17 protein-coding genes and 1 pseudogene are annotated in these 20,528 nt (G+C 72.3%); 9 read left to right on the top strand and 9 right to left on the bottom strand.

Translation table 11 applies throughout. The features are described from left to right. Positions 1-16 precede the first annotated feature (16 nt). Both ACFWRV_RS16950 and ACFWRV_RS16945 read right to left on the bottom strand, forming a co-directional pair. On the bottom strand, positions 17-1,624 hold the full coding sequence (locus tag ACFWRV_RS16950; RefSeq protein ID WP_384334854.1) for a M4 family metallopeptidase: 1,608 nt from the start codon (positions 1,622-1,624) through the stop codon (positions 17-19). 282 nt (positions 1,625-1,906) lie between these two features. Continuing rightward, complete coding sequence (locus tag ACFWRV_RS16945; RefSeq protein WP_384334851.1) at positions 1,907-2,482, bottom strand: TerD family protein; 576 nt, start codon at positions 2,480-2,482, stop codon at positions 1,907-1,909. A 184-nt stretch (positions 2,483-2,666) separates the two neighbouring features. Here ACFWRV_RS16945 and arfB point away from each other — a divergent pair, with 184 nt between their 5' ends. Further along, the gene (arfB, locus tag ACFWRV_RS16940) at positions 2,667-3,101 is read left to right on the top strand and encodes an alternative ribosome rescue aminoacyl-tRNA hydrolase ArfB (protein ID WP_384334848.1); all 435 of its coding nucleotides are present in this window, start codon (positions 2,667-2,669) and stop codon (positions 3,099-3,101) included. A 90-nt stretch (positions 3,102-3,191) separates the two neighbouring features. Here the strand turns inward: arfB and ACFWRV_RS16935 are convergent, their stop codons facing one another. Continuing rightward, complete coding sequence (locus ACFWRV_RS16935; protein WP_030720633.1) at positions 3,192-3,698, bottom strand: flavin reductase family protein; 507 nt, start codon at positions 3,696-3,698, stop codon at positions 3,192-3,194. 430 nt (positions 3,699-4,128) lie between these two features. Here ACFWRV_RS16935 and cdgB point away from each other — a divergent pair, with 430 nt between their 5' ends. Next, positions 4,129-5,784 carry a diguanylate cyclase CdgB gene (cdgB, locus tag ACFWRV_RS16930; protein WP_384334843.1) on the top strand — a complete coding sequence of 552 codons (1,656 nt, stop codon included), beginning with the start codon at positions 4,129-4,131 and terminating at the stop codon, positions 5,782-5,784. A gap of 144 nt (positions 5,785-5,928) precedes the next feature. Further along, on the top strand, positions 5,929-6,933 hold the full coding sequence (locus ACFWRV_RS16925; RefSeq protein WP_384334840.1) for a CBM35 domain-containing protein: 1,005 nt from the start codon (positions 5,929-5,931) through the stop codon (positions 6,931-6,933). 62 nt (positions 6,934-6,995) lie between these two features. Here ACFWRV_RS16925 and ACFWRV_RS16920 read toward each other — a convergent pair whose 3' ends face one another. The 4 genes from ACFWRV_RS16920 to ACFWRV_RS16905 all read right to left on the bottom strand — a co-directional run bounded on the left by ACFWRV_RS16920 (position 6,996) and on the right by ACFWRV_RS16905 (position 10,754). Then, positions 6,996-7,415, bottom strand: a complete 420-nt coding sequence (locus ACFWRV_RS16920) for a hypothetical protein (RefSeq protein ID WP_384334836.1) — start codon at positions 7,413-7,415, stop codon at positions 6,996-6,998. 177 nt (positions 7,416-7,592) lie between these two features. Continuing rightward, entirely contained in the window at positions 7,593-8,519 is a 927-nt protein-coding gene (locus ACFWRV_RS16915) for a 1-phosphofructokinase family hexose kinase (RefSeq protein WP_384334833.1), read from the bottom strand. 184 nt (positions 8,520-8,703) lie between these two features. Continuing rightward, positions 8,704-9,861 carry an N-acetylglucosamine-6-phosphate deacetylase gene (gene nagA, locus ACFWRV_RS16910; RefSeq protein ID WP_384334830.1) on the bottom strand — a complete coding sequence of 386 codons (1,158 nt, stop codon included), beginning with the start codon at positions 9,859-9,861 and terminating at the stop codon, positions 8,704-8,706. Further along, positions 9,861-10,754: an ROK family protein gene (locus tag ACFWRV_RS16905; protein ID WP_384335109.1), complete on the bottom strand. Its 894-nt coding sequence runs from the start codon at positions 10,752-10,754 to the stop codon at positions 9,861-9,863. The genes nagA and ACFWRV_RS16905 overlap by 1 nt, the downstream gene beginning before the upstream one ends. Before the next feature lie 432 nt (positions 10,755-11,186). Here ACFWRV_RS16905 and ACFWRV_RS16900 point away from each other — a divergent pair, with 432 nt between their 5' ends. Both ACFWRV_RS16900 and ACFWRV_RS16895 read left to right on the top strand, forming a co-directional pair. Beyond that, the gene (locus ACFWRV_RS16900; protein WP_384334827.1) at positions 11,187-12,464 is read left to right on the top strand and encodes an ABC transporter substrate-binding protein; all 1,278 of its coding nucleotides are present in this window, start codon (positions 11,187-11,189) and stop codon (positions 12,462-12,464) included. Between the two features lie 70 nt (positions 12,465-12,534). Further along, the gene (locus ACFWRV_RS16895; protein WP_384334824.1) at positions 12,535-12,819 is read left to right on the top strand and encodes a DUF3263 domain-containing protein; all 285 of its coding nucleotides are present in this window, start codon (positions 12,535-12,537) and stop codon (positions 12,817-12,819) included. Positions 12,820-12,946: 127 nt separating this feature from the next. Here the strand turns inward: ACFWRV_RS16895 and ACFWRV_RS16890 are convergent, their stop codons facing one another. Next, positions 12,947-13,630: a phosphotransferase gene (locus tag ACFWRV_RS16890; RefSeq protein ID WP_384334821.1), complete on the bottom strand. Its 684-nt coding sequence runs from the start codon at positions 13,628-13,630 to the stop codon at positions 12,947-12,949. 198 nt (positions 13,631-13,828) lie between these two features. Between ACFWRV_RS16890 and ACFWRV_RS16885 the strand changes: the two genes are divergently transcribed. Together ACFWRV_RS16885 and ACFWRV_RS16880 are read left to right on the top strand one after the other, a co-directional pair. Further along, a complete protein-coding gene (locus ACFWRV_RS16885; protein WP_384334818.1) occupies positions 13,829-15,208 on the top strand; it encodes an alpha-lytic protease prodomain-containing protein in 1,380 nt (459 codons plus the stop codon). Positions 15,209-15,305: 97 nt separating this feature from the next. Next, complete coding sequence (locus tag ACFWRV_RS16880; RefSeq protein ID WP_384334815.1) at positions 15,306-16,178, top strand: carbohydrate-binding protein; 873 nt, start codon at positions 15,306-15,308, stop codon at positions 16,176-16,178. Between the two features lie 84 nt (positions 16,179-16,262). Here the strand turns inward: ACFWRV_RS16880 and ACFWRV_RS16875 are convergent, their stop codons facing one another. Then, on the bottom strand, positions 16,263-17,957 hold the full coding sequence (locus ACFWRV_RS16875) for a bifunctional 3'-5' exonuclease/DNA polymerase (protein WP_384334812.1): 1,695 nt from the start codon (positions 17,955-17,957) through the stop codon (positions 16,263-16,265). Positions 17,958-18,142: 185 nt separating this feature from the next. Between ACFWRV_RS16875 and ACFWRV_RS16870 the strand changes: the two genes are divergently transcribed. Beyond that, positions 18,143-19,324: a DUF2786 domain-containing protein gene (locus ACFWRV_RS16870; protein ID WP_384334809.1), complete on the top strand. Its 1,182-nt coding sequence runs from the start codon at positions 18,143-18,145 to the stop codon at positions 19,322-19,324. 38 nt (positions 19,325-19,362) lie between these two features. Continuing rightward, positions 19,363-20,528: pseudogene (locus ACFWRV_RS16865) on the top strand (FUSC family protein); the annotation flags it as partial.

Raw genomic sequence — 20,528 nt, 5'->3', positions numbered from 1 at the left:
GTCCGTAGGTGAAGCGTTACTTGACGTTGACCCCGGTCCAGGTGGCCGAGACCGCCTTCAGCTCCTCGCTGTCCGCGCCGAACAGGTCGGTCGCCGCCTTCTCGGTCGCGACGCGTGCGCCCGCGTAGTCGGTGGTGGAGGTCATGTAGACGGAGAGGGCCTTGTACCAGATCTGGTAGGCCTTCTCCCGGCCGATGCCCGTCAGCGTCGAGCCGTCGGAGGTCGGGGAGTCGTACTCGACGCCGTCGATCGTCTTCTTTCCGCTGCCCTCGGCGAGCAGGTAGAAGAAGTGGTTGGCGACGCCGGAGGAGTAGTGGACGTCCAGGTTGCCGAGGTTCTCGTCCCAGAAGTCCGCCGAGTTGCCGTCCTTGGAGGGCTTGTCCATGTAGCGCAGCGGGGTGCCGTCGCCGTTGATGTCGATCTTCTCGCCGATGAGGTAGTCCCCGGCGTCCGAGGCGTTGCCGGCGAAGAACTCCACCGAGGCGCCGAGGATGTCGCTGGTCGCCTCGTTGAGGCCGCCGGACTCGCCCGCGTACTCCAGGTTGGCGGTCGCGGAGGTGAGGCCGTGGGTCATCTCGTGGGCCGCGACGTCGATGGAGGTGAGCGCGTTCTTGTTGCCCTCGCCGTCCCCGTACGTCATGCAGAAGCAGCTGTCGTCCCAGAAGGCGTTCACGTAGTTCTCGCCGTAGTGGACCCGGGAGTAGGCGGCCTTGCCGTCGCCCGCGATGCCGTCGCGCCCGAGCGCGGTCTTGTAGAAGTCCCAGGTCTTCGCCGCGCCGTAGTGGGCGTCGACGGCGGCGGTCTGCCGGTCCGCGCCCGTGCCGTCGCCCCAGGTGTCGTCGTCGTCCGTGACGAGTGCGCCGGTGCCGGAGGAGCCCTGGTTCAGGTCGTACGTCTTGTGGCCGCCGCGCTCGCCGTCGGTCAGCTCGAAGCCCGCGTCGGACTTCGTGGTGGTGATCTCGACCTCGCCGCTGTACTGGCTGTTGCCGGTGCCGGTCTCGATCGCCTCGTAGCTGTGCAGCTTCTTTCCGGTGGTGGCGTCGGTGATGGTGTGGACGCGGCTGGGCGTGCCGTCCTTCTGAACGCCCTTCTTGACGGTCTCCCAGGCGAGGACGGGGTTCTCGCCGCCCGCGTAGATCACCTTGCGGGCGCTCGCGGCGGCCTTCAGCTTCGGCGTCGTCGACGCCACGGCTATCTTCGCGTCGGTCGCCTTGTCGACGCTGCGGAGCTTGCCGGCGGCGGTGGTGTGGGTGATCAGGTCCCCGCCGAGGACGGGCAGGCCGTCGTAGGTGCGCTCGTAGCGGGTGTGGACCGCGCCCTTGGCGTCCTTGATGACGTCGCGGGCGATCAGCTTCTCCTGGCCGCCGAGCTTCAGGGCCTTCGCGGCGGAAGAGGCGTCCGCCTGGGCCGCCTTGATGGCCGTGGCGCGCTGCGCCGAGGCGTTCACACCGAGCGCGGCCGCCGTGGCGGGCTTCGCCGCGGTGGCGCGGGCGTCGTCGGGTGTGGCGACGGCGGATCCGGCCTGGACACCGGCGACGACCATCGCGGCGGTCGCCGCGAGTGCTGCGAGCCGTCGAGTGGTGCGCGGGGCGCGGGAGTTGTGGGGGGTGGTGTGGAGGTTCATGTGGGTTCTCCGTCGGTCGTCCTGTGGGGGGACTACGAGCGGAGAGCGTGCCATCGAATGAGCGAAGTTGATGGTGTGCTGACAATTGCCTCACAAGTTTTTGACCAGTTCTTGTACGAATGGGGTGCCGCCCTGTCCGGTATTCGGCGAAGTGGCGGGTTTTAGCGGTACTGGGTCACCGGACTGACGGGCCGTCGCACCGCACGCCGGAGCCCCCGGCCGCGAAGGCGGCCGGGGGCTCCGGTGAAGCGGGTGAAGCAGATGTGCGCTCGGGGCGACGCGTCAGAGGTTGACGCCGAAGTCCTGGGCGATGCCGCGCAGACCGGAGGCGTACCCCTGGCCGACCGCGCGGAACTTCCACTCGGCGCCGCTGCGGTACAGCTCGCCGAAGACCATGGCGGTCTCGGTGGCGGCGTCCTCACTGAGGTCGTAGCGCGCGATCTCGGTGCCGCCGGCCTGGTTGACGACGCGGATGAACGCGTTGCGGACCTGGCCGAAGTTCTGGCTGCGGTTCTCGGCGTCGTAGATGGAGACCGGGAAGACGATCTTGTCCACGTCGGCCGGCAGGCCCGCCAGGTTGACGTTGATCTGCTCGTCGTCGCCCTCGCCCTCACCCGTGACGTTGTCACCGGTGTGCACGATGGTCTGGTCGGGCGTCGACTTGTTGTTAAAGAAGACGAAGTGGCCGTCCGAGACGACCTTCCCCGTCGGGTTGACCGCGATCGCCGAGGCGTCGAGGTCGAAGTCGGTGCCGGTGGTGGTACGGACGTCCCAGCCGAGGCCGACCGTGACGGCGGTAAGGCCCGGTGCCTCCTTGGTGAGCGAGACGTTGCCGCCCTTGGACAGGCTTACTGCCATGGGAAGTCCCTTTCCTCGTCGTGTGCGGGCTTCGTGCCATCACGAAAGCTACCGTCACCCGTCCTAACGCAAGCAGCAGACCACGAGGTTCCTGGTCCCTTTACTTTCTTTGCGAACTTCCTCCGGACGAGGGGAGGAGGAGCCGTGCAAAAGAAGGTGACGAAGAGGGCGCGAGGGAGGGACCATGGGTGTCATGTCCGGGCCCTATGTCATCCGCGGCTCGGTCTCCCTCCCGGAGGCCGAGCTCATGTGGCGTTTCTCGCGGTCCTCCGGGCCCGGCGGCCAGCACGTCAACACCAGCGACTCCCAGGTGGAGCTGCGCTTCGACCTGGCGGCGACCGACGCGCTCCCCGAGGTGTGGAAGGCGCGGGCGCTGGAGCGGCTCGCGGGCAGACTGGTGGGCGGGGTGATCTCCGTACGGGCCTCCGAGCACCGCTCCCAGTGGCGCAACCGCGAGACGGCCGCCGTTCGGCTCACCGCCCTCCTGGCCGAGGCCACCGCGCCGCCGCCCAAGCCCCGGATCAAGCGGAAGATCCCGCGCGGGATCAACGAGCGCAGGCTGCGCGAGAAGAAGCAGCGCGGCGACACCAAGCGCGGGCGCTCGGGCCGCGACTGGTAGCCGCGCCGCGACGGGCAGCGGCACCGCGACTCGTCGGGGCACCGCGACCGTGGCCGCGCCGCGACCGGTGACGACAGGGCGCACGCCCCGTCACCCCAGCTGCCGGTAGCGCCCCTTGAAGTACGTCAGGGGGTCGCCCTCCGGGCTCGGCAGCTCCGCCGTGAGCACCCGTCCGATCACCAGGGTGTGGTCCCCGGCCACCACGCGCTGCTCGGTGCGGCACTCCAGTGTCGCCAGCGCCCCGCCGATCAGCGGAGCGTGCGTCACCTCGCCCCGTACGTACGCGACGTCCTCGAACAGCAGGCGGTCGCTGATCCGGCCCTTCATGGCGAACCGGCCCGCGATGTGCCGCTGGCTCGCGGCCAGGACGGAGACCGCCCACAGCGGCTGCTCGTCCAGCAGGTCGTCCATCCGGGAGCCGTTGCGCAGGCTCACCATCACCAGGGGCGGTTCCAGGGACACGGACATGAAGGCGGTCGCCGTCATGCCCACGTCCTCGCCCCGGCCGTCCTCGTCGAGGGGCGGCTCCTGGGCGGTGACCAGCACCACCCCGGCGGCCAGCCGCGCGAGTGCGGCGCGGAACTCGTCGTTGCTCACTCCCTCAGCATGGGGGATGGGCTCGGGGCGCGGGGTGGGGGGCTTCGTCTGGAGCACACACAGACGCTAACCGCGGGGACCGGCCGGTCGCATCGGGCCAGGGGACCAGGCAGGTCCTAGGACTCCGGGCCGGAGGGTGCGGAGGTTCTGGGCGCCGGGAGGGTGGGCAGGGTTCGGAAACGGTCGGCAGGGGCGTGCGCGGGCGCACACAAGGGGAACCCGTCCCTCCCGGTGACCGCGGAACGATCGCCGTCGCCGTGAGTCACCGGCATCCCCCGGCCATCTGTTGTGACTTGAGTCACAGAGTCCATTTTCTGCTGACCCTGTGTACCGGGTGCACAGCTCACTGTGATTCAGTGGCCGTGACACTGCAACAAGTACGTCGATATGAAACCTGGAGTTGCTGTCGAGGTCTCGGGGAGTGCGAGCGATGGAGGCCGAGTCGGAACCGTACGTCCGCCTTGCGACCATGCGGCAGCTGCATCAGGCCGTCGCTGATCTCAATACGGCGCGGAGTCTGGCGGACACGCTGCAGACCGTGGCCGACGGGATCGTCGCCGGCCTCGGCTACGAGCTGGGCTGCGTCAACCTGGTCCGGCCGGACGGTGACCTCGTCATCGCCGCCTTCGCGGGCAACGCCGCCGCCGAGGCCCTGATCACGGGCCGCGTCGGCTCCCGCGCCTCCTGGGAGCGCCGCCTCTCCATGGGCGAGGCCTGGGACAACCTCCGGTTCATCCCGCACACCGAGGGCTGGGTCCTCCTCGACGACGACGTACCGCAGTGGCACACCGAGGGGCCCGAACCCCGGTTCGAGGACGAGTGGCACCCGCTCGACCGGCTCTACGCCCCGATGTACGCCTCCGCGGGCGGCCGGGACCTGCTCGGGGTCATATCCGTCGACCGGCCGCGCAACGGCCGCCGCCCCGGCGCGTGGGGGCGCGAAGCGCTCCAGATGTACGCCTCCCAGGCCGCCATCGCGATCAGCAACGCCCGCCTGCGGGCCAACATGCAGCGTGCCCTGGTCCGGCTGGAGCGGGAGCAGCAGGCGCTGCGGGCCAGCGAGGAGTCGTTCCGGCAGGCCTTCGAGTACGCGCCCAGCGGGATGGCCATCGCCGAGATGGGCGGCGATCAGCAGGGCCGGCTGCTGCGCACCAACGACGCCCTGTGCCGGCTGCTCGGCCGCCCGGCCTCCGTCATGCGCCGCTACTCCTTCGCCGACCTGGTCCACCCCGAGGACATCGGCACCCTGCTGCGCACCTCCGCCGAGGGCGGCCGGGCCGAGCTGCGCCTCAGCCGCCGGGACGGCACCTACCTCTGGGTCTCGCTGCGCAACTCCGTCGTCGCGGACACCGCCGACGGGCCGCGCTTCCTGCTCACCCATGTCGAGGACATAGAGGAGCGCAAGCGGCACGAGCTGAACCTCGCCCACCGTGCCTCGCATGACGCGCTGACCGGGCTGCCGAACAGCGCCGAGCTGAAATCGCGGCTCAGCGCCCGGATCTGCGAGCGGCCGCACTCCCCGGCCGCCACCGCGATCGAGGCGCTGGACGCGGCGTACGGGGACGTCGAGTCCTCCCTCACCCACGGCTATCAGGCCGACGGCTACGAGGGCGAGGCGATCCCCGGCGGCGGGCCCTTCGAGCACCATGTGCACACGGTGGCGCCGGATCCGGAGCACGACGACGGGACGAAGGGGCTCGCGGTCCTCTTCTGCGACCTCGACGGTTTCAAGTCCATCAACGACCGCTTCGGACACCACACCGGCGACGCCGTGCTCATCGAGGTCGCCCGGCGGCTGAGCACCTGTGTGCGCGACGGGGACACCGTCGCCCGGCTCGGGGGTGACGAATTCGTCGTTCTCGCCGACGGCCTCGGAGCGGCGGACGCCGCTGACCTGGCCGTTCGCCTGAGAAATGCCATCATTCCGCCCATAAGGGTCGACGGCCGGGCGGTCCGGGTCGGGGCGAGTTTCGGCATCGGCTGGGCCGAGTGCGGCATGACCGTCGAAGAGGTCCTGCGCTCCGCCGACCAGCGGATGTACGTGGAAAAGCGGTCCCGGTCGAAGGTTCACCGCAGGGCCGGATGACGTTCACGGCCCGTTTCTCCCCCTACCCCGTACCCGTTCCCCGGGGGCCGTCCCGGTGGGTGAGCGCAATTCGGGGGCTGCTCCGTTCGAGGTAGGCTCGGCCGGTCGGCGACGGCTGGCGAGATGGTGAGGAGTGACCCAGGGATGACGGCCGGAAACAACGGCGCGAGCAAGCCCGAGGACGACGATCCGTTCGGCTATCTGTACGCGGACGGACAGGCGGCAGGCGCCCAGGCGCCCGGCCAGGGCGGCTACGGCTACCCGGGTCCGGCCGCGCAGCCCGGCGTGCCCAGAACGTCCTACAACCAGGTGCGTGCCGTCGGCGAGCGCCAGTACGGCCAGCAGCAGGTGCCGCAGCAGCAGGGCGGGTACGGCTACCCGCCCCAGCAGAGCTACGGCCAGCCCGCGCAGCAGTACAACCGGCAGAACCCGCAGTACGCGGCCCCCGAGACCTACCCCGGCGGCGCGTCCCACGGGCAGCCCCCGGCCCAGGGCGGTCATGGCGGCGGCACGGGTCGCGGGGGCCCGAACACCAAGGCGCTCCTGATCGCGGCGGTCGCCGTGGTCGCGGTCGTCCTCATCGGCATCGGCGCCGCCCTGCTCACGGGCGACGACGGCGACAAGGACGACAAGAAGAACGAGGCGTCGTCCTCGGAGGGCCCCGCCGGCGAGGTCGAGGAGTCGAAGAAGCCGGAGAAGAAGCCCGAGGAGACGCCGAAGCCGGTCGAGCTGCCGAAGCAGGACGCGGCGACGCTGACGCTGGGCGGCTCGGCCACCGTGGACAGCTCGCTCGACGGGGCTCAGGGGGGTAACGGGGTGTATGTCACCGGCTTCAACAACGTCGGCTCATCCGTGACCTGGCGGGCGGAGATGAAGCATGAAGGGGAGTACCGTCTTGCCGTTCGCTATGCGGTCCCGGCCAAGGATGCCGACGCCACCCTGACGGTGAATGGAAAGAAGAACAGTCAGCCGATCGGTTTGAAGAACTTCATCAAGTCTTCTGACCCGGACTGGGAAAAGAACTGGCAGACCACTTGGGCTCCGGTAACTTTGCAATCCGGCCAGAACGAGATCAAGATCTCGTGTGAGACCGGTAACCAGTGTGACGTGATCCTGGATTGGGTCGAGGTCACGCAAGCCACCTCCTAGATGGCCTGGAGAAGCCCCCCTGAGTGACTTTCAGGGGGGCTTCTCATTTTAGGCGAAAGTGGCTAGGCGCCCCAGGCCGTGCAGGAATCCAGCTTCTTCTCGCCCTCGAATACAGCTGCCTCGACGCCAACGAAGAATATGCCGGAGGGGTTGGTGGCGTAGGACGTGTACTTGATTGTTCCGTTGTTCGCCCCGTTCGTGTCCTTGTGCCAACCCCACCTCTTGACCGTGCCGTTGACGTCCTTCGTGACGAGGCGCGCCCTTGCGTGGTGACCGTCGGCTTTGTCGTCGGAGAAGTACATGACGAAGTCGACGCGGTCGTCTGCGCCATCCCGGTTGGTGTTTACCTTCGCAGAGGCGCCGACGACGGCGCAGGAGGCGCTGAGGGGGACGGCCTGAGCAGACCCTGTCAACTGCAGAGTGGCGCCCAGCGTGACTGCGGCGATCCCGGCAGCTTTGAAAGCATTCTTCCTGATGATCATGATGGGAGATTAACACGGTGATTCGGGTTTTATGCGGCCGTCAGTCTAAGCTGTTCGGGCTGCGTGCGAGGCATAACGTGCTTTTCGGTCATTTCTGCTGAATGATTCCCGAAGCGACAGGATTTTTGTTCACTACCGTGCCTCAGGTGAGGCAGGACACCGATGTTGTCCGGGCGGTCAGGGAGCCGGAACGTAGGGCTCCACCGTGACGCGCGGCAGCAGCTCCGCGTAGGCCGCCGCGTCGAACTCGCCGGCCGTCGGGGCCAGCACGGTCGCCGTCGACAGGGCCACCGCCCGGGCGAGGCGCTCCGGCCAGGGCAGCCCCTCGGCGAGGGCCGACAGCAGCCCGGCGACCGCGGAGTCGCCCGCGCCGGTCGGGTTGCCGCGCACGGGCGCGGGCGGGGCGGCCCGCCAGATGCCGTCCGGGGTGAGCGCGAGCACGCCCTTGGGGCCGAGCGACGCGATCACCGCGTGGGCCCCGCGGCGGCGGGCGTCGCCCGCGGCGCGCAGGGGTTCGCGGGAGCCGGTCAGCTGGGCCAGCTCCTCGGCGTTCGGCTTGACCAGGTCGGGGCGGGCGGCGATGCCCCGGCGCAGCGGTTCGCCGCTGGTGTCCAGCAGCACGGGCACGGCGGCGGCGCGGGCGATCCGGACCAGCTCGGCGTAGGCCCCGACATGGATGCCGGGCGGCAGGGAGCCGCAGAGCGCGACCGCCCCGGCCCCGCCGACCAGCTCCTCGTACGTCCGCAGGAAGGCGGCCCACTCGGCGGGGCTCACCTGCGGCCCGGGTTCGTTGAGCTGGGTGGTGTCGCCGGTCGAGCGGTCGGTGATCGCGAGGGTGCGGCGGGTGTTCCCGGCGACTTCCACGAGGGCGTCGCGCGGCGGGAGCGGGGCGAGGAGGTCGCGCAGGACGCCTCCGGTCGCGCCGCCGACGAAGCCGGTGACCACGCTGTCGTGGCCGAGGGCTCCCAGCACCCGGGCGACGTTGAGGCCCTTGCCGCCGGGGCGTTCGGTGACCTCGCCGACCCGGTGGCTGCCGTGCGGGACGAGCGCGTCGACGGTGTACGTCACGTCGAGCGCGGTGTTCAGGGTGACGGTCAGGATCACCTGGTCCGGTCCCTCCCTCGGTGCGTGGCCCCAGCGGTGCGCGCCTGCCGCTCGCGGCACGCGATGCTGATGATCATGTCAAAGCGATGGCGGTCGGCCCAGTCCCGGGCGCCGACCGCCATCTCTTCGTTACGTGTTCAACAGCCCGCGGGGCTCGCGTCGCATGGTCAACGGCCCGCGGGTCTCAGGCCGTCTTCGGCTCGATGATCCACTCGCCCCGGCGCATGACGCCCGTGAGGACGAAGTCCTCGTCGAGGACCACCAGGTCGGCGTCCTTGCCCGCGTCCAGCGAGCCGACCCGGTCGTAGACGCCGAGCAGCCGGGCCGGGTTGGCGGAGATGGACCGGACGACGTCCTCGACCGGGATCGCGTCGAGGGTGACGGCCCGGCGGAACGCGGTGTCCAGGGTGAGCGTGGAGCCGGCGATCGAGCCGCCCTCCACCAGCCGGGCCACCCCGTCGGTGACCTCGACCGCGAGCGGGCCGAGCTGGTACTCCCCGTCGCCGAAGCCGGCCGCGTCCATCGCGTCGGTGATCAGCGCGACCCGGCCGGCGCCCTTGTGGCGGTAGGCCAGCTCCAGGACGGCCGGGTGCAGATGCGTGCCGTCGTTGATCAGCTCGACGGTGATCCGGTCGTCCTCCAGGAGGGCCGCGATCGGGCCGGGCTCGCGGTGGGCGAGCGGCGGCATCGCGTTGAACAGGTGCGTGGCGACGGTCGCGCCCGCGTCGATGGCCTCGACCGTCTGCTCGTACGTCGCGTCCGTGTGGCCGATCGCGGCGATCACCCCGTGTTCGGCGAGCAGCCGCACGGAGTCGATGCCGCCGGGCAGCTCGGTGGCGAGGGTGAACATCCGGGCGGTGCCGCGCGCGGCGTCCAGCAGCTTGCGGACCTCGGCCGGGTCCGGGTCGCGCAGCAGCTCCTCGCTGTGGGCGCCCTTGCGGCACGGCGAGATGAAGGGGCCCTCGAAGTGGATCCCGGCCAGATCGCCCTGCTCGACCAGCTCGGACAGGACGCCCGCACGCCGGGCGAGGAAGTCCATCTCGCCGGTGACCGTGGAGGCGACCATGGTGGTGGTGCCGTGCTCGCGGTGCGTGCGGATGCCGGTCAGGACCTCGTCCACGGTGCCGGAGGTGAAGGACGCCCCGCCGCCGCCGTGGTTGTGCATGTCCACGAAGCCGGGGACCACCCAGTGGCCGGTGAGGTCGATGACCCGGGCGCCCTCCGGTGCGGAACCGGAGATCCGGGTGCCGTCGACCGTCACCCGGCCGTCCTCGACGGTGCCGGTGGGGAGCACCACCCGGGCGCCGGCGAGAACGGTGCTGTCTGCTGCGCGTCCGGCCATCAGGCGGAAACCTCCGTGGAGAGTAGATCCCAGGCGAGCAGCCCCGCGCCCAGGCATCCGGCGGTGTCCCCGAGGGCCGCCGGGACGATGTGGGGCGGCTTCTGGAACGTGATGCGTTCCTCGACCGCCGCACGCAGTGGTGTGAACAAGGTTTCCCCGGCTTCGGCGAGACCGCCACCGATGATGAGCGTGCCCGGGTCGAGGAGGGTGAGCGCGGTGACGAGGCCGGCGGCGAGCGCGTCGACCGCGTCGCGCCAGACCTCGATCGCCGCCGGATCGCCCGACTCGACGGCCTTGGTGCAGTCCGCGGCGTCCGCCCCGGGGTCCCCGGACGCGGCGGCCCAGGCCCGGGTCACCGCGGCGGCGGAGGCCAGCGTCTCCAGACAGCCGCGCTGGCCGCAGCTGCAGTCGGGGCCGTCCGGGCGGACGACGATGTGGCCGATCTCGCCCGCGTCCCCGTGGGCGCCCGCCTCGATCGCGCCCGCGATGCCGATGGCCCCGGCGATCCCGGTGCCCAGCGGGACGAACAGGAAGCGGTCCGAGCCATGCCCGGCCCCGATGCGGCCCTCGGCGAGCCCGCCGGTGCGGACGTCGTGGCCGAGGGCGACCGGGACGGAGCCGAGCCGCTCGGCGAGCAGGGCGCGCAGCGGTACGTCGCGCCAGCCCAGGTTCGCGGCGTACACCGCGATGCCCTTCTCGGTGTCGACGATGCCGGGCACGGCGACCCCGGCGGCGACGGCGCTCTCGCCGAGGTGCTCCTCGCCGTGGGCCCGCAGATCCGCCGCGAAGGCGAGGATCGACTCGATGACCGCGTCGGCGCCGCGCTCCCGGTCGGTGGCCCGCCGCGCCTCGTGGAGGAGGGTGCCGTCGGTCCCGACCAGTGCGGCCTTCATTCCGGTGCCGCCCACATCGAGGGCGATGACATGTCTCACGGGAGACAGTTTCGCCCGCCGACCCAAAAAGGTCTAGTCCACTAGCGCCGTTTGTTGCGCACCCATACAAAATGACGAACGGGTGAAGGTAGATCTTTTTCTGCCGGAAAGTTACTAAATCGGAAGCCCGGGTTGGCGGAATCCGGCGTAAAGGTCTGGACCAAGATACGGGCTGGGGCCCCCGGACTGCCAGTAGCCGCAAGCCAGTTGTGGTCCCCGGGGCCCCTATACGTTGCCGAAGCGATACGCCGGTGGTGTAGACCTTCGCGTCGGCTATGGGGGAAAATCGCAGTTCATCCGGACGGTGTCCAGGACAGGGCGGCACTGCCGCGGTCGAGCGAGGCCGCCGGCCGACGCCGTGCACACCGTCCGTGAGCAGGCGTATCAACGAGGATGGGCGAGGCTGTGCAGCGGCGCTTTTTGGGTCTGACCGCGGCGGTGGCCGCGCTGGGAATGACGGCAACGTTGTCGGCCTGCGGGGGTGATGCCGGCTCGGGCGACGTCACACTCAGACTGGTCGCCGCCGACTACGGCACCGGACCGGAGAACAGCTCCGAGAAGTACTGGAGCGGGGTCGCCTCGGGCTTCGAGAAGGAGCACCCCGGCATCAAGGTCGAGGTCACCGTCCTCTCCTGGAAGGACGTCGACCGCGAGGTCGCCGCGATGGTCAAGGACGGCAATGCCCCGGACGTCGCCCAGATCGGCGCGTACGCGGACTACGCCAAGGCGGGCAAGCTCTACACCGCCGACGAGACGCTCGCGATCCGCACCGCGGCGAACTTCCTGCCGTCGCTCACCGACGCGGGCAAGGTCGACGGCACGCTGTACGGCCTGCCCTTCGTCGCCAGCACCCGGCTGCTCTTCTACAACCAGCAGCTCTTCGACCAGGCGGGCCTGGAAGCCCCCGAGACCTGGGACGACATCAGCAGCGACGCCGCAGCCCTCAAGGCGGAGGGCGTCGACTACCCCTTCGCCCTGCCGCTCGGCCAGGAGGAGGCCCAGGCCGAGACCCTGATGTGGCTGCTCAGCGGCAACGGCGGCTACACCGACGACGTCGGCTCGTACGACATCGACTCGGCCGAGAATGTCGCCACGTTCCGCTGGCTGCGGGACAACCTCGTCGGCAAGGGCCTCACCGGCCCGGTCGCGCCGGGCAAGCTGGACCGGGCGAAGGCGTTCGAGGCGTTCACCGCGGGCAAGGTCGGCATGCTCAACGGCCACCCCACCCTGATGGACGAGGCCGAGGCCAAGGGCATCAAGGTCGGCATGGTGCCGCTGCCCGGCTCCGACGGCCCGACCACGGGCTCCATGGGCGTCGCCGACTGGATGATGGGCTTCAAGGAGAACGGTCACCGCAAGGAGATCGGCAAGTTCCTCGACTACGCCTACTCCGATGAGAACGTGCTGGAGTTCGCCGAGGAGTATGACCTCCTCCCGGTGACCGGCAGCGCCTCGGCCGCCATGGAGACCGACAAGAAGCACGAGAAGCTGCACGAGTTCCTGGCCGCGCTGCCCAACTCGACCCTGCCCCCGTTCGGCAAGACGTCCTGGGCCACGGTCAGCGACGCGATCAAGAAGAACATCGGCGGCGCGGTCGCGCCGGGCAGCAACCCCGAGAGCATCCTCGGAGGGATAGCCGCCGAGGCGACGCAGGCGGAGTCCGCCGAGTAGCGGCCACGGGCCGCGCACGAGGGGCGCGGTCGCGCGTGCGGTGTCGGGGGTGGGCATTAGGTTGGTTGATATGACCGCCCCCGACCCTGAGCACCACGACGCCCCGGCCGTGCCCGCGCCGCCCGGCGCCGACGAGCTGTCGTCACGGGACCGGGCGCTGCTGGCCCTGGAGCGGCGTTCCTGGGCGGGGCCCGGGGCGAAGGAACGGGCGATCCGCGAGGAGCTCGGGATCTCACCGGTCCGCTATTACCAGCTGGTGAACGCGCTGATCGAGGACGAGCGGGCGCTGCGGGTGGACCCGGTCACGGTGAACCGGCTGCGGCGCGTGCGGGACGCGAAGCGCGGGCGGCGCTGAAACCGGGCTTTCGGGGGCTCCACCCGGGCTCCCGCCCCCCGCCCCCCGGGCCCCGGAGCCCGAGCCCCGCCCCCCCGCTTTTCAGGCGCCGGAGGGGCTTGATCTCCCCGGAGGCGCTCGGTTCGCCTCAGAGGCTTGAGGCGTCGAGCACCAGGTCAACCGCCCGGTCCAGGCGGTCCCGTTCGTCCCCGGTCAGATACGGGTTCCGCTGCTGGCGGGTGCGGGCGAGCGTCAGGTCGGCGGCCGACGCGCCGCCCTCGTCGGAGAGTTCCGCCAGCAGCACCGCCAGCAACGACCGTACGTCCGCCCCGGCCGGGAACGCCGGGTCGAGCGCGATCCGGGCCAGGGTCAGCGCCGACATCGCCCGGTCGAGGCCGGGCGGGCCCTCCGCCGCGGTGGACCAGTCGATCACCACCGCGCCGCCCGCCGTCAGCATCACGTTCTCCGGATGCAGGTCCAGGTGGAGCACGCAGTCCTCCGGGTTCGTCGAGACCCGGGGCGGTATCGCGTGCAGCTCGCGCAGCAGCCGGGCGAGCAGCGTCCCCGCCTCGGCCGCCCCCAGCCGCCCGGCCAGCAGGGACTCGGCCAGGGTCGGGCCGGTCAGCCGCTGGAGCACCAGGTCCGTGGGGCGGGCCCCCTCGGCGGGCGGGCCGATGCGGGGCACCGGGAAGCCGAAGGCGCCGACGTAACTCATCACGGCCAGCTCCTCCGTGGTGTCCGTGCGGTCCCGGTAACGGCGAAGGACCCAGGAGCCGTCGAGCGCGTACACGTCGGCGGTGCGTCCCGAGCCCAGAAGTTGCCCTGTGTGCATGAGGGCGAACCTACCCGGGCGCCCCGCCGAAAGGGAGACGGCTTCCGGCTCTCCGCGGGCGCCCGGCCCCATAACGCGGAGGGAGGGGGCGAACGGGATCTCCTGTGCCGGGCGTCACCGCCGCTACGGTTTCGGCAATTCCCTGGTCCGGACCAACCCCCGCCGGATCCGGACATCCCCTGAACCAAGGAGAGTTACGTGGAGAGAACCACGCTCCGCAGACGCGCCCTCGCCGCCGGCACCGCCACGGTGGCCGTGGGCGCGCTCGCCCTCGCCGGGCTGACCGGCGTGGCGTCCGCCGACCCCGCGGGCACCGCCGTCCCGCCGGTCTCCGCCGACAGTCTGTCGCCCGGACTGCTGGCCGCCATGGAGCGCGACCTCGGCCTGGACGCGGACGACGCCCGCGGCCGGATAGCGAACGAACACCGTGCCGCCGCCGTCGCCGCCGGGCTGGAGAAGTCCCTCGGCGCCCACTTCGCCGGAGCCCGGGTCAGTGGCGGGAAGGCGACCCTGACCGTCGCCACCACCGACGCCTCCCAGGCCGCCCGGATCACCGAGGCCGGAGCGAAGGCCGAGGTCGTCGCCCACAGCCTGGACCGGCTCGAAGGCGTGAAGGAGACCCTCGACCGGGCCGCGCTGCGCAAGGCCCCGAAGGACGTGCCCGTCTGGTACGTCGACGTCGAGGCCAACCGGGTCGTCGTGAACGCCGCGAGCACCGCCGCCGGAGAGGCGTTCGTGAAGGCGGCCGGGGCCGACAGCGGCCTCGTCACCGTGGCCCGGTCCGCCGAGAAGCAACGCACCTTCGCGGACCTCCGGGGCGGCGACGCGTACTACATGAACGGCTCGGGCCGCTGTTCCATCGGCTTCTCCGTCAAGCGCGGCACTCAGAACGGCTTCGCCACGGCCGGGCACTGCGGCCGGGTCGGCACGACCACCAACGGCTTCAACCAGCAGGCCCAGGGCACCTTCCAGGGCTCCACCTTCCCCGGCCGCGACTACGCCTGGGTCGCCACCAACGCCAACTGGACGCCGCGACCGCTGGTGAACGGCTACGGGCGGGGCGACGTCACCGTCGCCGGGTCCACCGCCTCCGTGGCCGGCGCCTCGGTCTGCCGCTCCGGCTCCACCACCGGCTGGCACTGCGGCACCATCCAGCAGCTCAACACCAGCGTCACCTACCCGGAGGGCACCATCTCCGGCGTGACCCGCACCAGCGTCTGCGCCGAGCCGGGCGACTCCGGCGGCTCGTACATCTCCGGCAACCAGGCGCAGGGCGTCACCTCCGGCGGCTCGGGCAACTGCTCGTCGGGCGGTACGACCTACTTCCAGCCGCTCAACCCGCTGCTCCAGGCGTACGGGCTGACCCTGGTCACCAGCGGTACGCCCACCGACCCGCCCACCACGCCGCCGACGAACCCGCCCACCGACCCGCCGGGCGGCACCTGGGCGGCCGGCACCGCATACGCCGCCGGAGCCACGGTGACGTACGGCGGAGCGACCTACCGCTGCCTCCAGCCGCACACGGCGCAGCCCGGCTGGACCCCCGCGGCCGTCCCGGCGCTCTGGCAGCGGATCTGACCGGCGCGGACCGGCACTCCCGCAGCAGCACCTCCTGAACCTCCCCGCCTCCCGCCTCCCCGCGTCGAGGCCCACCGAGGACTCCGAGGAAACCGTCATGACCCCACACACGGACAACGCGACCCCCCACGACCCGAACGCGTCCGACGAGGCGTCGGGGGACCGGCGGCGGATCAGCCGCAAAGGTCTCCTGAAGGCCGCGCTCGTCGCGAGCGCAGCGCCCCTGCTCGCCGGAGGAGGCGTCGCGCTCGCCCGGGACGCCGCCTCCGCCGGGAACGGGCCCCTGGCCCCCACCCCGGAGTGCGACGACGGCGACGACCCGACGCCGCCGCAGATGGAGGGGCCGTACTTCAAGCCCGACTCGCCGCGCCGCACCAGCCTGGTGACCCCGGGGACCCCCGGCGTACCGCTCACCGTGAGCGGCTACGTCTTCGGCCGGGCCTGCCGGCCCCTCTCCGGGGCTCTGCTCGACTTCTGGCAGGCCGACACCAACGGGGCCTACGACATGGCGCGGTTCGCCTTCCGCGGGCACCAGTTCACCGGCGCGGACGGGTCGTTCAGCCTCACCACCGTCGTGCCGGGCCTCTACCCGGGCCGTACGCGGCACCTCCACGTGAAGGCGCAGGCGCCCGGCGGCCGCATCCTCACCACCCAGCTGTACTTCCCGAACGAGCCGCGCAACACCACCGACGCCCTGTTCGACCCGGAGCTGCTGATGAACGTCCGCAGCGTCGGGAACGGGCGTCAGGGCTCCTTCGACTTCGTCCTGGACGTCGCCCAGCCGCCCGGCCCGACCGATCCGCCCACCGATCCACCCACCGAGCCGGGGACCAGCTGGTCGTCCGGCACCTCCTACCGCGCGGGCGACCGCGTGACGTACGGCGGGGTCGCCTACCGCTGTCTGCAGGCGCACCGGGCCATGTCCGGCTGGGAGCCGCCGAACGTCCCCGCGTTGTGGGAACGCGGGTAGACGAGAGAGACGGCGAGCGCACCACCGCCCGCGCCCCGTTCACGCCGTCCGGCGCGTGAACGGGGCGCTTTCCGGTCCGTACGGTCACTTCGCGTCCGCATACCGCTCCACCACCGCCGTCGTGAAGGGAAAGCGCACCGGAGTCCGTCCGAAGGCGGTCCGCCCGGCCAGCTCGCCCGCCGCGCGGATCGCCTCCACCACGGCGGCACTCTCCTCGGCCGGGCAGTGCACGATCACCTCGTCGTGCTGGAAGAACACCAACCGCGCCCGCAGCCCCTGCTCGTGCAGCGTCCGGCGCAGCCCGGCCAGGAGCAGCAACGCCCAGTCGGCCGCGCTGCCCTGCACCACGAAGTTACGGGTGAAGCGCCCCCGGGCCCGCGCCGTGCCGCCGCCGGAGGCGGCCCCGGGACCCAGGGCGTCACCGGAGCCCTCGGGGTCCTCCTGGGGGATGCCCGCCTCCTCGTCCTGGCCCGCCGAGACGACCGGCGGACTGGTCCGGCCCAGCCAGGTCCGCACCAGGCGCCCCTCCTCGCCCGCCCGCGCCGCGTCGTCGACATAGGCGACGGCGAGCGGGAAGCGGCGGCGCAGGGCGGCCAGGTTCTTCAGCCCGTCCCCGGAGGTCTGGCCGTAGATCGCCCCGAGCAGCGCCAGCTTGGCGTGCTCGCGGTCGCCGGAGAACGCCCGGTCCGACAGGGCCTTGTAGAGGTCGCCGTCATGTCCGGCCACCTCCATCAGCCCCCGGTCGCGGGAGATCGCCGCCAGCACCCGGGGCTCCATCTGGTCGGCGTCCGCGACGACGAGCCGCCACCCCGGATCGGCGACGACGGCCTGCCGTATCACCTTGGGGATCTGGAGGGCCCCGCCGCCGTTCGTCGTCCAGCGGCCGCTGACCGTGCCGCCCGGCTGGTACTCCGGGCGGAAGCGGCCCTCGCGCACCCAGTCCTGGAGCCAGGACCAGCCGTGGGCGGTCCAGATCCGGTACAGCTTCTTGTACGCGATCAGCGGCTCCACCGCCGGATGGTCCAGCCCCTCCAGCTCCCACCGCCGGGTCGACTTCACCGGGATGCCCGCCCGCGCGAACGCCTTTACCACATCGGCGGGCAGGTCGGGGCGGACCCGTCTGCCGAACGCCGCCGACACCTCGTCCGCCAGCTCGGCGAGTCTGCGGGGCTCGCCGCCGCCCGCGTACCGCTCGCCCAGCAGTCCGTGCAGCAGCTCCCGGTGGACGTCGGCGCGCCAGGGCAGCCCTGCCCGGTGCATCTCGGCGGCGACGAGCATCCCCGCCGACTCCGACGCGGTCAGCAGCCGCATCCGGTCCGGGTGCTCCGCCGCGTCGTGCCGGCGCACCTGGTCCGCATAGACCCGCAGGAGCCCCTCGAACGGCACCCCGGTCCCCGACGACGGCTCGAAGAGGGAGGACTGCGCGCCCGGTTCGGCGGACCGGGCGGGCGGGTCCGGCGGCACCGGCGCGTGGTCGAGGCGGGCCAGCGCGGCGGCGGCCGACCGGGGCTCGCCGAGCCGCCCGGCGTGCCCGAGCAGCAGCAGCTCGGCGCACTCGATGTCGTAACACCGCTCGACCCGGACCCCGGCGGCGAGCAGCCGGGGATAGACACCGGCGGTCGAACGCCACACCCAGCGCACCACGTCGGGGCGGGAGCGGACCGCCTCGACGAGGTCGGGCTCGGCGATGACCGGCCCGGCGGGCGTGCCGTCCCGCGCCAGCGGCGCGAGCAGCGCCCCGCCCCCGTCCGCGGCCGCCACCGCCCACCGTTCGGTCATGGGTGCGAGTCTGGCACCCGCCACTGACAACGCCCCGGATCCGGCACCCGCCACTGACAACGCCCCGGATCCGACCCCCGCCCGGATTCGTCCCGCGACCGGCCCCGCCGCCCGGACCCGGCCTCCGACCGCCCCCGCCGCCCTGAGGCGGTCCTCCCGGAAGCGGTCCGCCTACCCTTGGCCGGATGGAATCCGTGATCGACCGGGCGTGCGCGGCGGCCCTCTACGCGGAGGGCGACGCCGCCCTGGACACCGGCGCGTCCCTGCTCGCCGCCGCCCCGGACGCCGACGACGAGGCGCACCGGCGCGGCGAGGAGTTCGTACGCCGGGCGTGGGAGCGGGGCTGGCACCCCGCCGACCTGGTCCGGTTCGTCCGCCGGGAGCTGGACGAGCGGCGGGCGGCGCTGGCCGCGACCCTGATCGCCGCCGAGACCGCCCGGTACCCGGAGCTGCCGCCCCGCTGGCGGCAGCAGCTCGCCGAACTTCCGCCGCCCGTGCCCCGCAACCGCCCCGACCGGTTCAGCTACGCCGGTGACCTGCTGGAGCTGTGCCGGCTGCTGCTGCGGCTGCCCGCCATCGAGCCCGTGGGACCGCCGCCCGGCACAGCGGCCGGCCCGCTGCACCGGCCGCCCGCCGCCGGTGAGCCCCGCATGCTCACCCGGATCCGGGCGCTGCTGGCGAAGGCGGAGGCGACGGGTTTCCCGGAGGAGGCCGAGGCGCTGACCACCAAGGCGCAGGAGCTGATGGCCCGGCACACCATCGACGAGGCCCTCCTCGCCGCCCGGACGCGGAGCCGCGAGACACCGGGGGCCTGCCGGATCGGGGTGGAGCCCCCGTACGAGAGCGCCAAGGCGATCCTGCTGGACGCCGTCGCCTCCGCGAACCGCTGCCGGGCCGTGTGGAACGACGATCTCGGCTTCTCCACGGTCGTCGGCTTCGAGCCCGACCTGGAGGCCGTGGAGCTGCTGTTCACCTCGCTGCTCGTCCAGGGGACGGCCGCGATGACCCGGGCGGAGGCCGGGCAGCGCGCCGGAGGGCGCAAGCGGACCAAGACCTTCCGGCAGGCGTTCCTGATGGGGTACGCCCAGCGCCTCGGCCGACGGCTGGCCGCTGACGCCGAGCGGATCACGGCGGCTGCGGACACCGGCACAGGTCCGGAAGGAGGGGCGGTCGGCGGGCTGCTCCCCGTCCTCGCCGCCCGGGACGTCGCGGTCGCCGACGCCGCCGGGCGGATGTTCCCGAGGACCACGACCACCCGGCTCCGCGGAGTGTCCGACCTGGACGGCTGGACGCACGGCACGGAGGCCGCCGACCGCGCCCGCATGGGCGGCGCGTCCCACCGACCCGAGGGCGAAATCACGGCTTAAGTCGAGCTTGTCCTACGATGCACGGTTAGGCTCGGCCCATGAGCTGGCTCCGGGCGCTGAAGGAGACCGCCCGCTCGGGGCTGGAGATCGAGCGGCAGAGGCTGGAACCCCTCATCGCCTTTCGCGGTGCGGCCGGCCTCGCCCTCGTCGTCGGCATCAGCCTCGTGCTGTTCGGGCCGGAGATCGCGGCGAGCTCCGCGTTCGGCGCGTTCCAGGCCGCCATCGCCACCTTCCAGCGCAGCTGGCGCCCGCGCCCCGTCCTCGCCCTGGTCTCCGGCGCCAGCCTCGCCGTCTCGACGTTCGTCGGCTACGTCAGCGGCGCGCACGTCGTGCTCTTCCTCTGCCTGCTCGGCCTCTGGACCTTCCTCGCCGGTCTCGCCTGGGCGGCGGGGCCCACGGGCGGGATCATCGCCTCCTCCAACGTCGCGATCATGCTGGTGACGATCACCCTGCCCACCTCGGTGGTGGACGCCGCCGCCCACGCGGGGATGATCGCCGTCGGCGGCCTGGTCCAGGCGGCGCTGATCGTCCTCTTCCCCGTCCGCAGATGGGGCGCCCAGCGCGACGCGCTCGCCGACGCCCTGGCCGCCGAGGCCGACTACGCCCGCCGGCTGCGCCACGACCCGGTCGCCCCCTTCGACCCGCTGCCCCTGATGACCGCCCGCAGCGCCGCCGCCGTCACCCCGCGCGAGGCCCGCCGCCGCCCCGCCGAACTGCACGGGGCCCGGGGGGTGGCCGAGCGGCTGCGCCCGGTGCTGGCCTCGCTGGCCGACCCGGCGATGGGGGTGCCCGGCGACGGACTGGAGCGGCTCTGGGTGAACGAGCTGCTCGGCGCGGCCGGATCGGTCCTGGACGCCGCCGCGCGCGCGGTCCGGCACGGCGAGCCCGTCCACCTCTCCGCCACCGACCTGGGCGTCCTGAAGACCCCCGACAACGACGTGATCCTCGTCGGTCCCGCCCGCCGCGCCGCCGACCGGCTCTCGGCCCTGCTCGACGACGTCCTGGAGATCGCGGAGGGCACCGGCACCGACAGCGGGGTCCCCTCCGACCTCGCCCCGGACACCCGGCAGCGGCCCACGCTGCTGCAACTGGTCCCGGTGGTGCTGGCCGCGATGCGCCGCGAGCTGCACCACGGCTCACCGATCCTGCGCCACGCGATCCGGGTCGCGGTGGTCGCCGTCTCCGGGTACTTCGTGGGGGAGGC

This window comes from Streptomyces sp. NPDC058576 (assembly GCF_042718715.1).
Taxonomy (GTDB): domain Bacteria; phylum Actinomycetota; class Actinomycetes; order Streptomycetales; family Streptomycetaceae; genus Streptomyces.
The sequence above is the reverse complement of the archived record's forward strand: the minus strand, read 5'-3'. Positions and strand labels throughout refer to the sequence as shown.